Raw genomic sequence first — 13,089 nt, 5'->3', positions numbered from 1 at the left:
GATGTTTGCATCGTTTGCGAGATTGAACATAGGATCACTCGCACTACAACAGTGAACCCTTCGCTCAATGGCCCCTATGTCCACGCGAGCTGATTGGGAGCAATTCAGGCTCTAAGCAGTGCAACGACACCTTGCTGCCGAAGGCTGGACGCACCACCTCATTTCTGGGCTGTTTCTGCGGAGAAAACCTGCTTGAGCCGCTCCACCGTGTGGCGCCACTTGGGCGTGGTGGGCTGGCACACCGTGTTCTGATTGCCGAACAGGCCAACCTCGTTGAAGGCTTTGTTGGCTTCCCGGGTGTCAGTCCACTTCACCTTGACGAAGTACTCGCTCAGCTCTGGTGTGGAGGCCAAGGCCTTGTATTTGGCGCCGTGCTGCACCACGTCCATGACCGACTGGACGCCATCTTCTGTTGCCACGGTGAACTCACTCGCGGGTTGAACGGCCTGCTCGACGGTGCCTACGCCCACATAACCTTTCTTGGGAATGTTGACCCAGACGCGGTCCCCAGGAGACAACATCTTCAGCGTCTGGCTGTACCAGGTTCCCCCACCTGCGCTGATGTAGCCGTACTTGCGCGCATCCTCCCAGCTGCGGCTGGTGGTGTCGCCAAAGGACACGTAGTACTCGCCGTTCCACGGCTCTTTCTCGCCAACCTGGCTCTTGCCTACCGCGGCGTTGGCCTGGGTCTCTCCCGGATCGATGAGCCATGTGCGGCTGAGCAGCTGGTGCTCACCGTGCTGGAACACCTGGAAGAAGATCACGTTGATCGGAATATCGCGCTCGTTGAGGTAGCCGACGATCCGTTCGGTGGAAGGATCAAGCTCTGCCGCAGCAATGATGATCTGGTGGGTGTGATTGAGAGAGTCTTCGTCGAGCGGCGTGCCGAAGCGGTCCTGAAACGCCTTTTCAAGGCTACCTCCGTTTGAGAACCGGCTGTAGATCTGCACCAACTTGTCCGCCGTCAGTCCTTGCAGCCATGAAGCGTAGTCCAGCGCCTGGGCCACGATCTCGCGCGGCGTACGGTCGCGTTTCAGTTCAATCAGAACCAGAGAGCCATCGGGCGCGATCGCGAGCAGATCGATCCGTCCTCCGAAGGTCGTGACTTCTTGCTGCCCGATCAACATCCACTCGCTGGACAAGATGCGCGGATCACTCACGATCATCTCTTCCAGTAACTGCTCGCTCGGCAACTTGCCGGCATTCAGCAACTGCGGTTGAGTGCCTACCTGCCAGATCGCGTGCTGAATGGGCATCGTGTCCTCCTTGACGACGTTATTGAAGATTGCTCTGGTTAGTAGGCCTCAGGAGCTCGCTCGGCCCTCTTCTGTAGACGCTCCCGCTTCCAGAGCCGAGATATCCATACCGTCCTTGGCCAGATAGCTCAGGGCTCCACACCAAAGCGCCTGACGCCACTCAGGGTCGTTACCCAGCAAGGGATCGATCAGGTCCTCGGGGTGCCAGGCGCCCCGGCGATGTTTGGCAACATCCGGCAAGAGTTTTGATCCGGCCTCAAGTTGTTGAAGCTCAGAGAGGGGGAGGTTACTGCCCAGCACAGAGATGCCCAATGAGCGCGCAATCGCCATTACAGCAAGCAGGTTCTCAAGGCACGGTGCGTGATGAATGCTCCAGTGGTCCGACAGCAGCCAATAGCGCGTGAGCTCAGCACCGTCCAAGCATTGAGAGGTTTCCTCATAGACCAGACATAGCGGGCCTTGGCCGTTGGGTATCTCTTGCCCAACGGGTTTCCAGATAGAAAGCCAGCGTGGGACGTTAGGAGCCTGCTTGAGCCGTCCGGAGAACCACTCGCGGTAGTGAGCCGGAGACTTGTAATGGTCATGCACCAGATGCGGGTGTGAATCAACCAAATCGAGCCACGATCGCCTGATGGCCAGGTGCTCAGCCGCCCAGTCCAGCAGCTCAGATGTGAGCTTGTCCTTCAGTTTGTCGGGGGTCGAAAATGCGGCGTTGGGCAGCTTCAGGTCAGCGGGCAGGAGGCGGGGAATCTGCTGGCGGGCGACGCCGTAGGCCTCGAAGGCTTCGATGAGGCGCTTGGCTTGAGCGCGTACCGGGTCCAGGCGGTCGTGCAGCAGGTTCCACGTTTTGCCCAGCAGACCGACCAGCCCGTTGGCTTCGCCGACAAACGACATGCTCAGGTCACCTCGTCGATCAAGGCTTCGGCTAGGTGGGCTTGGGTGGTCTGGATGGCGGCGAGGCGCTCGCGCAGATCGCTGCAAATTCGGAGCAGTGATTCGACGTGGGCGACGATGCGGCATTGTTCGGCGAGGGGTGGCAGTGCTAACGGGATTTCCTCCCACTTTCCCTTATTGAGGATGGAAATTGTCGTACTCGACGAGCGAGCCCATGCCTCCGACTGGAAATACGGACACCTTAAATAAAGACTTATGAACTCAGGGATGCAGAATATTGGTGTAACTGAGTTAATCTGCTGATTGAACGAGCAATCTCTGTCGATTATGTTTGTTTTTCCAATGGTGCCGATACACACCATCAATATTGAACCTGAAGGAGCAGTACGTCCGGAATCCTTCAGGCCAAGTTCAGACAACCCCTCATTGCCATAGTCAACGTCCCCAGGATGTATGTCTCCTGGCTTGATAAATGGGATGTGCGATCCGTAAAGATCTGGATTCTTCTTGTCTGGCGTCGTGCCTGTCTGCGTGTAGCCAATATGCTGAAGCGGTACCCACTCCCACCCTGCCGGCAGTTCAAACGGTCTCTTATCCTGAGCTATTGATGGCAGAGGTTTATCCCGCTTGATCTTGCCCTCCGCTATTAGGCGGTCCTTCTCTGCACGAATCTTCTTCAGAAGTTCGCTGGCGGGTTCGTCCTTTGGGTCCTGGGGCACGAGCAAGCCGCGCACCGCCAGTTGCAGAATGACCTGCTCCATGGCGGCGATGGCTTCAGGGCGGTCGAGCAGGATGTCGAAGTGGGTCGCGATGCGTTGCCAGTTGTCGGCCAGTTCTTGTGGTGAGGTGCTCGCGGTTAGCGCGTCGAGCAGGGTTTGCATAAGCTGGGCGTGTTGTGTGGCTTCGAGCTGGCCCTTGGCTTCGAGGGCATCGCACAGGCGCATGAGTTCTTCAACACGGGCGACGATGCGGGCTTGTTCCGCTAGGGGAGGAACGGGAATTGGCGGATTGGTAATATCTCCCATCTTTAGGTATGGAATCGCCGACCCGCGCTTGTTCTTTGTCAACTCCCCAATGCAGTGGCTAATACTGAAATATAAAAATTTCAGATCAAGCAAAATTGGCTCAATTACATAGGTGCGTTGGTACGCGTCAAACTTGCCTTTGTAGTGCTTGAGATTAAAGTCGCCATTCCCAGCCAATAGAACTGCACTGCAGTCAAATGAGTACCGATCTATAGCAAGTGGGGTGTTAGAGCAAGTAAAGAATGGATACTGTCCATCGGGAGAGGCGGCATTTGCATCTAGTTTCCCTGTTGAGATATTTGTGAGGGACCCAATCTTTGCACGCTCCCACCCCTCCGGTAGCTCAAACACCTTTTCATCTGCAGTTATCTCAGGAAGCGGTTTGTCCCGCTTTATCTTCCCTTCGGCAGTCAGTCGGTCTTTCTCCTCCCGAATCTTCTTCAGCAGTTCGCCTGCGGGTTCGTCATTGGGGTCCTGCGGCACCAGCTTGCCCTGCACCGCCAGCGCCAAGATCAGTTCACGCAGCTTGGTCACGCCACCGGGCGCTGTGGCCAGCAGGTCGAACTGCTGCACCAGTGGCGGCTGCAGGGCGCTGAGGTATTTCGCGATGGGCTCGCGTGCTTCCAACACCGCACTCATTCGCGGGCTCCAGTCAGCGATTCGGCCAAGATAGTTTTGAGCTGGTCGCGCAGGCCTTGCGCCTCGGCCTGCAGGCTAGCGTAGCGGCGCAGCAGCTCGTCCGGATCGTGGCTCTCCTGCTCGGGGGCGTGAGGGTTCTTCTGGTCTAGGTTGTAGTTGGCGGCCTTGATCTGGTCGATACCGACCTTCCAGGCGCGTTCGTTCTCGACCCGTGCGGCAAAGCCGTCGGCCTCGTTGCCCCACCAGGCTTTTTCGGCGTCGAACTCTTCGATGCGGATGGGCTTGGTCTTGTTGTAGCTCTTCACACCCTCAGGGTAGGGGTGCTCGTAATACCAGATGTGCTGCGTGGGCTGGCCCTTGGTGAAGAACAGCAGGTTGGTCTTGATGCCGGTGTAAGGGGCGAACACCCCGTTGGGCAGGCGTACGATGGTGTGCAGGTTGCACTCGGTCAGCAGCTGTTCCTTGATGCGGGTTTTGACACCTTCGCCAAACAGGGTGCCGTCGGGCAACACCAGGGCGGCGCGGCCGTTGGCCTTGAGGATGTGTTTGATGAGAACCAGGAACAGGTCGGCCGTTTCCTTGGTGCGCACATCGGCCGGGAAGCCCTGTTCAATGCCCGGCTCTTCAATGCCGCCGAAGGGAGGGTTGGTAAGCACTGCGTCCACCCGGTCGGCTGGGGTGTAGTCGCGCAGCGGGCGGGCCAGGGTGTTGTCGTGGCGAATGGCACTGGGCACCTCGATGCCGTGCAGCATCAGATTGGTGATGCAAAGCATGTGAGGCAACTGCTTCTTTTCCACACCGCGGATGCTGGCCTGCAGCTGGGCCGCGTCGGCTTCGTTCTTGACCTGCTTGCGCAGGTGCTCAATGGCGCAGACCAAGAAGCCGCCTGTGCCAGTGGCTGGGTCCATGACCACTTCGCCCAGCTGCGGGTTGACCATGTCCACCATGAACTGGGTGACCGCCCGCGGGGTGTAGAACTCGCCGGCGTTGCCCGCGCTTTGCAGGTCACGCAGGATCTTTTCGTAGAGGTCGTTGAACTGATGGCGCTCGCTCTGGCGGTTGAAGTCGATAGCGTTGAGCTTGTTGATCACCTGCCGCAGCAGCTGACCGCTCTTCATGTAGTTGAAGGCGTCTTCAAATACGCCGCGCACCACATAGCCGCGCGGGTTGCGTACCGGGTCGGCCGGCAGGTTCTTGAGGGTAACGAACAACTCGGTGTTGACGAAGTCCAGCAGGTCGTCGCCGGTGATGCCTTCTGGGTCGGCGGCCCAGTTGCGCCAGCGCATGCTCTCGGGCATGGGGCTTTTGTAGTCGTCGCGGGTGAGTTCGAGTTCTTCCTCCAGCGCGTCGAATACTTTGAGGAATAGCAGCCAAGTCAGTTGCGAGATGCGCTGGGCGTCGCCGTCCACGCCAGAGTCCTGGCGCATGACGTCCTGAATGGATTTGATAACGGGGGAGAGGTTGGACATTCAGAAAGTACAGGTTCAAAAAGGTGCTGCAGAAGGACTGCTGCCGCTACCCGGTGCTGTTGGATGGGTGTCGGCATAGAGCTCCCGTTCGAGCGTCTGCAGGGCGGTGAGGTATTGCGGCCGACCGCCAAACGCCCGAACGAGCTCGGCCGGAAGGCCCAGCTGGTTGACGGGGGGTAGGGTCAGCACGTTGCTGGCTTCCAGCGTGGTGATGCCTTCGTCGGCGTATTTGTCGAGCAGGGCTTCGATGACTTGCCTGGCCATGGGGCCGTACTGGGTGAAGACGTTGCGCTTTTTCACGCGGCTGGCGCGCTCACGCCGGGTGAGTGGCGGCTGGTCGTAGGCCACATGGAGCAGCAGGTCGAATGGATCCAGGTCTTTCCCGACCTCATCAGCCAAGGCCTCGATGAGCACACCCTGCCTTTCAAGCTCATCGATCAGCGCAGCCTTGCGGTCGGCGTCGTTCCAGGCCTGAAGAAACTTGTCGAGCGAGTCGTATTGGCGCTTGAGATTGATGCGGGTGTAGTCGCGAAGACTCTCGGTGATCAGCTTGCCGTCGGCGTTGAGGTACTGCACACGCTCGCGCGCGACAGACACCGTGACGGTACCCCCCACGACATACTTCTTGAGCTCTGTGTTGGAACCGTCGCCGGATCCCGGGGCATCGGGACTTAGGTGCGGTTGATCGTCGCCTGGTTGAGTTTCCTTGAACGGGTCAACTTCCACGGGCGCGTCAATGGCATCCCCTTCCGCGGGCACGTAGATCTGTACGGGTTCACCGTCGAAGGCAGGATCAGCGAAATTCTCCGTCGCGCGCTTGAAGTCCATGATGGTGAACCACGACTTGCCCAGGTCCTCCCGTAGACGGGTGCCGCGGCCGATGATCTGCTTGAACAGCGTCATCGACTTGATGTTCTGGTCCAGCACGATGAGCTTGCAGGTTTGCGCATCCACCCCGGTGCTCATGAGCTTGGAGGTGGTAGCGATCACTGGATAGGTCTTCTCAGGGTCGATGAAGTTGTCAAGTTCGCGTTTGCCTTCCTGGTTGTCACCGGTGATCTGCACGACGTACTTGGGATTGGTAGCGCAGATGTCTGGATTGGCGTTGGCCAGGGCTTGGCGCATGCGGGCTGCGTGGTCGATGTCTTCGCAGAACACGATGGTTTTGGCGTATCGATCGGTCGCCTTGAGGTACTCAGTGACCTTGCCGGCAACCACCTCATCGCGCTTCTGCAGGACGAGCTTGCGATTCATGTCGGTGCCGGTGTAAACGCGGTCCTCGATCAGGTTGCCAGCGTTGTCTCGCATGCCTTCGGTCGGGCGCCAGCCGAAAGTGTCTCGGTCCAGGTCGATGCGAATCACCTTGTAAGGCGCGAGGTAGCCGTCCTCAACGCCCTGCTTGAGGCTGTAGGTGTAGATGGGCTCGCCGAAATAGTGGCTGTTGGAGACCTCTTCGGTTTCCTTGGGTGTGGCCGTCAAGCCCACCTGGGTTGCGCTGCTGAAGTAGGTCAGGATCTCTCGCCAGGCCGAGTCTTCGGCGGCACTGCCACGGTGACATTCGTCCACCACGATGAGATCGAAAAAGTCGGCCGAGAACTGCTTGTAGATGTTGCTCTCTTCTTCTGTGCCGGTGACAGCCTGGTACAGCGACAAGTAGATCTCGTAGCTCTTGTCGACCTGCTTGGTGGTCTTGTTGACGGCGAGGGTGACTTCTTCCGTGTTTGACTGGCCGTTCGCATCGACCCTTTCAACCCCCTTAGCGTTGGGACTGAGCTTGGCCATGGCGCCCTTGAACGGGCGAAAGTCGTTGACCATGGTCTGGTCGATCAGGATGTTGCGGTCTGCCAGAAACAGGATGCGCTTCTTTGCACCACTCTTCCAGAGGCGCCAGATGATCTGGAAGGCGGTGTAGGTCTTGCCAGTGCCAGTGGCCATGACCAGCAGCACCCGGTTCTGCCCACCAGCGATGGCTTCCACCGTACGGTTGATGGCGTTGAGCTGGTAATAGCGGGGCGTCTTGCTGGGCGAGTAGTCGAACGCAGCAATCCGCTCGACTTCGGGTGTCCAGCCTTTCCAGGTGCAGTAACGCTGCCACAGCTCCGCTGGCGAGGGGAACTCGTCAAGCGAAAGGTTCTGCTCCAGCACACCCGTGGCCAGGGTGGCGTCACGAAAGACAAAGCCGTCACCGTTGCTGGCGAAGCTGAAGGGCACGTTCAGCAGTTCCGCATACTGGATGGCCTGACCCATCCCAGCACCCATCGCGTGCTTGTTGTCTTTGGCCTCGACGACCGCCAGGGGGATGTTCGCCTTGTAGAACAGGGCGTAGTCGGCGCGCAGAACAGTGCCCTTGTCGCGCTGAGCCTTCTGGCCGCGGACCACTACTCGACCTGCGCGCAGCGGGAACTCGCGATAGATCTGGTCCATGCCGTTCCAGCCAGACTTCTCCATGGCAGGGCGGATGAACTTGTCGCAGATGTCGCTCTCGCTCAGGTCTTTTTTGCTCATGCATATCCCGCTACCACCGGTCGCTCCACCGTTCATGTGATCGAGCGTTTCCATCTCTGACTTGATTATGGGCTACCAGTTCGAGGTATGCGAAGGCTCGCGGACGTTCTAACCCTCATGCTCATGACGGATTGTTTTGAGCTCAACCGCCTCGGGAATAGAGGTTGAACCTAGCCGCAGCACGGCGTAATACATCCATTCGGTGGATCATTCGAGAGATTTGTTGGGCACTTGGTGTAGCCGCAGACGGTGTCAGCGCGTACCATAAAGGAATGACAACCTTTGCCAACTCCCTGAAGACCGAAATAGCTCGAGTCGCTCGCAAAGAACTGCGAGATGAGATCTCGTCACTGCGCAAAGCCTCGGCAGCACAAAGAAGCGCAATTGCCGTGCTCAAGAAGGAGATCAAGGAGCTTCAAGGTCGTGTCGCGCTGCTCAGCCGTGCACACCACGGGCAAAGGGCTCAAGAGTCGGCCGTTCCTCGACCACAGGCGTTGGCTGGGAAATCTCGTGGGAAGCCGGGGCGCAAGGTCATCTTTTCTGCTGAAAGGCTCAAAGCAGCCAGGGCCAGACTGGGATTCACCCAGCTGCAGATGGCTCAACTACTGGGCGTTTCTGCGTTATCACTGTGGAAGTGGGAGTCTGGCGCTGCCGCGCCGAGGGCATCCAGAGTCCCCCAGATCCTCGAACGACTCGCTCTGGGAAAGAGAGAGGCGCTGGCGATGCTGAAAGCCACGGACGCGTGAACCTTCCCTTTTCAGTCCGGCGCGAAAGAGGGTCGAATTGGAAAAGAGATACGGATGAGGACATTCACCCACTACTCGGCGTAGCGCAGCGCGTTTGCCACCAATGTCTCAAAGGTCGGCGGCCGGGCCCTTTTCTTTGGCCTGGTTGAGGGGTTCGGAGTCTGATCCTTCTGAATCCTGGCTAGCCCTGAGCGCTCAAGCGGCGTGAGCGATGACATAACCGCGACCTCTTCGACTGCTGCGCTCTGTGCTCGCTCAAGCTCCAGCTTCGCTCCAGGACGAAAAGCAAAGTGGACCCCAAGAGGACAGACCAAGTCTTTCCTTCCGACAACTGGCCGACCGCTGATAGCCATCGAAGAAAGCGCGACGACGCTGGCTCTGCTAGGAGCAAAATCAGGCGAGAGAGCAGCGCGGGTCAAATCGTCAATCGAGATCTTCGAGCGACCAACCTGCCTGGCTAGTTCAAATGCCAGACACAGGAGTTCGATGCGAGTTCGGTGAATGCTCAAGGTAATGTCGTTGATGACAGACCACAGCCTTTCATCATCAGGCACTGCACCGCCAGTGGCGACCTCGTACGCTTTTCGCAGTTCGAACTCTGCAGGATCGTCGCTTTGCTCAGGAACCATCACTGAAGAGTTCACCATCAGCCGATCCGTGATCTCCATGCCACTCCGCATGATCTTGGCAACATTGATGAAGTTTGACGAGTGAATCACCGGTATGCCCAGGTCAACAGTGGCAAGCAGAAGCTTCACAACATTGACGCTAGCGTTCTCTCCTCTGGCAACCATCTGCATTTCATCGAGCATTGCTAAGAGGAGACCGTCTCTGTAAACACTCCTCACCCCGACACGACCCAGTTCCTTGAGAGAGTAACTTCGGGATGCTTCATCAGTACCGAAGACAACCTGCTTCAACACATCAGCGATTGAGTTGACAGCAGTCACCTTCACGTGCCTCGCCAGCTGAAAGCGGACAGGCTCGTACCCCGCACCAACTTCGATAACAGGCTTTTCATCCATCAGCCTGATCAAGCTCTCACACAAAGCCGTCTTCCCGACACCTGGCAAACCGGTGATGCACAGAGGACGGACAACTGCCGGTTTCCGATGTGCTGCATTGATGGTCGAACGATAGGCGTGCTGGTCGCTGTAGTGAACTCGAGCGTGTGCCTCCAGCATGGCGAGTGCCTTGCGTATAGTGACCAGCACCTGCGTTGACGGAATATAGATACTGGCCAGGATTGCCCTTATCTCGGCACGAGCAGACAGAGGGCTGCAATTGGAAAGACCGGGACTTGAGGTTCCGTACAGACGAATACGGTCGGCGATCTTGGCATCGGTCCAAGAAGAGAACCGGGCGAACTTGCTCCATGCGGTGGGAACAGACATTCGATTAACTCCCGGGTTTGGTACTGTGCTTGCGGTTGAGGATCCTGCGCTCTGCTCCCAAGGAGGCAGAGCGAACCTTCGGTGTGCCGGCTCTGGTTTCCTCCTTCAAAACATGCGTCCCAATCTGTGCCGTTGAGCCATGAATCATGGATAGCGTGGCGGCCGCCTTCCGGCTTTGAAGCTTGTTCAGGCCATCCTTGATTGCCGTCCCGTGCTCTTCGAGCTCCTGCAGCGTCACATACTTATCCTGCTCACTGCCGCGAACCCGAGGTCGGATTTCAACTTCAACGACATCCAGTCCGATAAACACCCAAGCCTTGCGAGCACACATCCTCAGTGCATATCCATCAAGTCGGACGCAACTGGCGTCCCGGCTTTGACTCAGGATTCCCATACTCTCGAGCTCTGGTGACGAATAGCGCTGGGATTCCAGAGTTAGCCAGCCTCTCTGCAGTATGAAAGTCACTGGCGTTGTGAACAAACGAATTGCATCGTTTCGGGAAATGGTCTGGGCAGCGTTGCGGCCGAGTCCTTCGTAGTAGTTCAGCAATCCCAGCGGGGTAGGTGTGACACCTTGCTGTGTCATCTCAACCGTCAACCGACCAGTGCAATCAGCCGATCTATTGAACTCGAGCACTTCCAGAACGCAAGCCCTGGCAAGCTCGATCACATTGGCCTTGGCCACCCGGTAGTGCTTGATACCTTTGATGGTCGGGTTCCTCGGGTGGCTGGACTCGATTGATCCGTGAGACTGCGGCTCGCTAGTCGGTGGTATCCCAACCGAAGCTACCAGGCCGCGCAGCTTTTCGACGACTGCATTGCACGATCCGCTGCCGCGGTCAGGCAGATACTCAAGGCCAAGTCCTACCGTCGGCCACTCCCCCGGTTTGATGGTGATTCCGAAGAGGCTACAGAAGTAGACCTTGTCAACACAAGCGCAGAACAGTGCTGCTTTGTACGCATCGGCATCCTCGGCACCAGCGCCGAATCCAATTCCAACGAAGGCCCCACTCGTACTGCACCTGAGTCGAACAACGTACAAGCGCGGCGCGGCAGCTCCAGTAACGATCGACCTTGGATGCACCTCAACCGTATACGCATCAGCTTCAACTTTCTCCATCGAGTAAGCGACTTCTTCGCAGTAGGAACCCTTGGAGGCCTGGTGTTTTCCGCGAGCCCGAGTTTTCCCGTAGCGTTCAATGTATAACTGGTTCTGATCAACTGCTTTCTTGACGTGGTACCAGTACTGCCCGATGCTTGGAAATGGCTCACCAAGCGGGTGGAGCAATTTGCAGTCACCACTGGTTCTGAAGACTGCGATACAACCAAAGTGGCTGTCCATCGTCTTGGCGTACACCTCGTGGACCGTCGCTCCTTGTGTCATGTGCTGCTTGTACCCATCAACGCACAGCTGCGCCATACGCGCATCGCAGTTGAAGCCCACATCCTTACCGTCCTTGCTCGGTCGCCCCCTTTTCACACCACTAGGTAGCGGCTCACTTTGATCTCCGGGCCATGTGAAGTAGTCTGGAAGCAGAGTCCAGATGTTGTGACCAAAGGCGAGGTAGGTGAAAAACCAGAGCCGGACTCGCGTTTCATTCTGTTTAGGTTCAAGGCTACGAATGATCTTGTTCAAGGCCTTTTCGACCTCGTGAGCCGTCAAGATCGCAGGCCAGCATTCAAGAATGTGGGCGACCTGCTGGTGCCGATTCATCACAAGGTCTCGATGAGGAACCTTTTGGTTGATCCTGATCGCGTCGAGCCGCTCGAGGTTCTTTCCTTCCAGCGAGGAAAGCCACGGCGGCATAGAGATCACGTCATCGGTCTGCACAATCTGGCCTGACCCGAGGCCCTTGGTGTAGTCCGCCAGTGCAATGACTTCAAGTTCATAGCTTGGTTTGGGATCGGCAAGGAAGCTCACGAGCAAGACGATCCTCTTCGGCTCACTGATGGCCAGCTTGTGATACCGAACACTCTTTTTGAGCTGTCTGTAGCCGTTTGGTGCGATGTACTGGTTGGGCGACATGGGCAGTTACCTCATGAACCAGTTCTCGTACACCAAGAGAACGTCTCGCCGCTCCGGCTGCAAGGCGCGATCCACCAGGATTGCGTCAAACAGATCCACCCGCAGCTCTCGTCTCCAGATAGACTGAAACAGGAGTCGGCGACATTCTGTGGCCGACCAACCCCACCGTGATGCGCACCGAGCGATAACAAGTGCAGGCGGAGTACCGAGCCGCAGTGCTGTCCGAAAGAGTTCTGCGAGTTCCTGTTGCTCAATGAAGCCCAACTCTACTGACCGAACCGTCCACTGGAACAGAAATCGTAAGTTGCACGCTACCTGCGTATCAAGCAGACCAGGATGCAGGAATACCTGACGGATCCCCAGTTCAGCCATGTAATGAGCTTTGATCGCGTTCTTGTTGGCTGCATTCTCATTGCGCTTGATCCCCACTCCCGCATTGAAGCGCTGCGGCCCAGGTTTGCCATGAGCGGCTGCACTGCTCTTAATGTCGAAGTGGACACAGTAAGGGCCCTTGTTGTCCACCAAGAACAGTAGAAAGTCGCCGAGCATTTCTAGTGGGACAGGTACGCTACTTTGCTCAATCCCTTCCAGCACCTTCATCGTCCATGGGTGTGAATCGAATACTTCAAGGTACCTGGCGATCTCCAAGGTACCACTGTGTTGACGTACCGGCTGACCTAGAAGTCCAGGATGACCATGAAGTGGGTGTGGCCCAGCAAACAAGTCAAACTTAAACTGGTCCCGAAGCCAGAAAAGCTTGTCGCTGTAGAGCGCGAGGAAGACCAATACATACTCCGCTCGCGACAGCACATGAATCGTTTGGCCGAACACCGGATGCTCGATACGGTACGCCCAAGACATTTGGGGCGCTTGCCCCGGCTTGGCCTGTATGGCTGCCTGGTGATCGCAGCTCCAGCCTGGAGCATTTCTGGCCCGCGCGCGCATTGCCTCAAAGGATTTCGCGCTTTCAACGACGTCGTCATCCATGGCCTTCCCCCGTGCCTTAGCGCCCAAGTATCAGACCGATCTGGTACTTGCTTTTAGACGCCGTATGAATAGATTCAACCGGGGCCACCGTAACGTGACCTGGAATCCGGAGCAGGAGCGCTGCGCGATGACTCTCAAGGGGATGAAA

9 protein-coding genes are annotated in these 13,089 nt (G+C 57.4%); 1 reads left to right on the top strand and 8 read right to left on the bottom strand.

Annotated elements, in window-relative coordinates:
• Positions 1-158: 158 nt before the first annotated feature.
• Genes WD026_RS13470 through hsdR form a run of 5 tightly spaced genes read right to left on the bottom strand, consistent with a single transcriptional unit; the run spans position 159 to position 7,788 of the window.
• A complete protein-coding gene (locus WD026_RS13470) occupies positions 159-1,256 on the bottom strand; it encodes a hypothetical protein (RefSeq protein WP_425724181.1) in 1,098 nt (365 codons plus the stop codon).
• A gap of 48 nt (positions 1,257-1,304) precedes the next feature.
• Positions 1,305-2,150 (bottom strand): hypothetical protein, encoded by an 846-nt coding sequence (locus tag WD026_RS13465; protein WP_425724180.1) that lies wholly within the window; start codon positions 2,148-2,150, stop codon positions 1,305-1,307.
• Positions 2,151-2,152: 2 nt separating this feature from the next.
• A complete protein-coding gene (locus WD026_RS13460; RefSeq protein ID WP_425724179.1) occupies positions 2,153-3,814 on the bottom strand; it encodes a restriction endonuclease subunit S in 1,662 nt (553 codons plus the stop codon).
• A complete protein-coding gene (locus WD026_RS13455; protein ID WP_425724178.1) occupies positions 3,811-5,283 on the bottom strand; it encodes an N-6 DNA methylase in 1,473 nt (490 codons plus the stop codon). The genes WD026_RS13460 and WD026_RS13455 overlap by 4 nt, the downstream gene beginning before the upstream one ends.
• Before the next feature lie 15 nt (positions 5,284-5,298).
• Positions 5,299-7,788: an EcoAI/FtnUII family type I restriction enzme subunit R gene (hsdR, locus tag WD026_RS13450; protein WP_425724491.1), complete on the bottom strand. Its 2,490-nt coding sequence runs from the start codon at positions 7,786-7,788 to the stop codon at positions 5,299-5,301.
• 272 nt (positions 7,789-8,060) lie between these two features.
• On the opposite strand from hsdR, the gene WD026_RS13445 reads away from it, so the two are divergent.
• Complete coding sequence (locus WD026_RS13445; protein WP_425724177.1) at positions 8,061-8,534, top strand: helix-turn-helix domain-containing protein; 474 nt, start codon at positions 8,061-8,063, stop codon at positions 8,532-8,534.
• Positions 8,535-8,605: 71 nt separating this feature from the next.
• Here WD026_RS13445 and WD026_RS13440 read toward each other — a convergent pair whose 3' ends face one another.
• Genes WD026_RS13440 through WD026_RS13430 form a run of 3 tightly spaced genes read right to left on the bottom strand, consistent with a single transcriptional unit; the run spans position 8,606 to position 12,941 of the window.
• The gene (locus WD026_RS13440) at positions 8,606-9,928 is read right to left on the bottom strand and encodes an ATP-binding protein (RefSeq protein ID WP_425724176.1); all 1,323 of its coding nucleotides are present in this window, start codon (positions 9,926-9,928) and stop codon (positions 8,606-8,608) included.
• 4 nt (positions 9,929-9,932) lie between these two features.
• Positions 9,933-11,954 (bottom strand): hypothetical protein, encoded by a 2,022-nt coding sequence (locus tag WD026_RS13435; protein ID WP_425724175.1) that lies wholly within the window; start codon positions 11,952-11,954, stop codon positions 9,933-9,935.
• 6 nt (positions 11,955-11,960) lie between these two features.
• Positions 11,961-12,941 carry a hypothetical protein gene (locus tag WD026_RS13430; protein ID WP_425724174.1) on the bottom strand — a complete coding sequence of 327 codons (981 nt, stop codon included), beginning with the start codon at positions 12,939-12,941 and terminating at the stop codon, positions 11,961-11,963.
• Positions 12,942-13,089 lie beyond the last annotated feature (148 nt).

The sequence above is a fragment of the Hydrogenophaga sp. R2 genome, from assembly GCF_049843595.1.
Classification (GTDB): Bacteria; Pseudomonadota; Gammaproteobacteria; order Burkholderiales; family Burkholderiaceae_C; genus Hydrogenophaga.
This window is presented reverse-complemented; position numbering and strand designations above follow the sequence as displayed.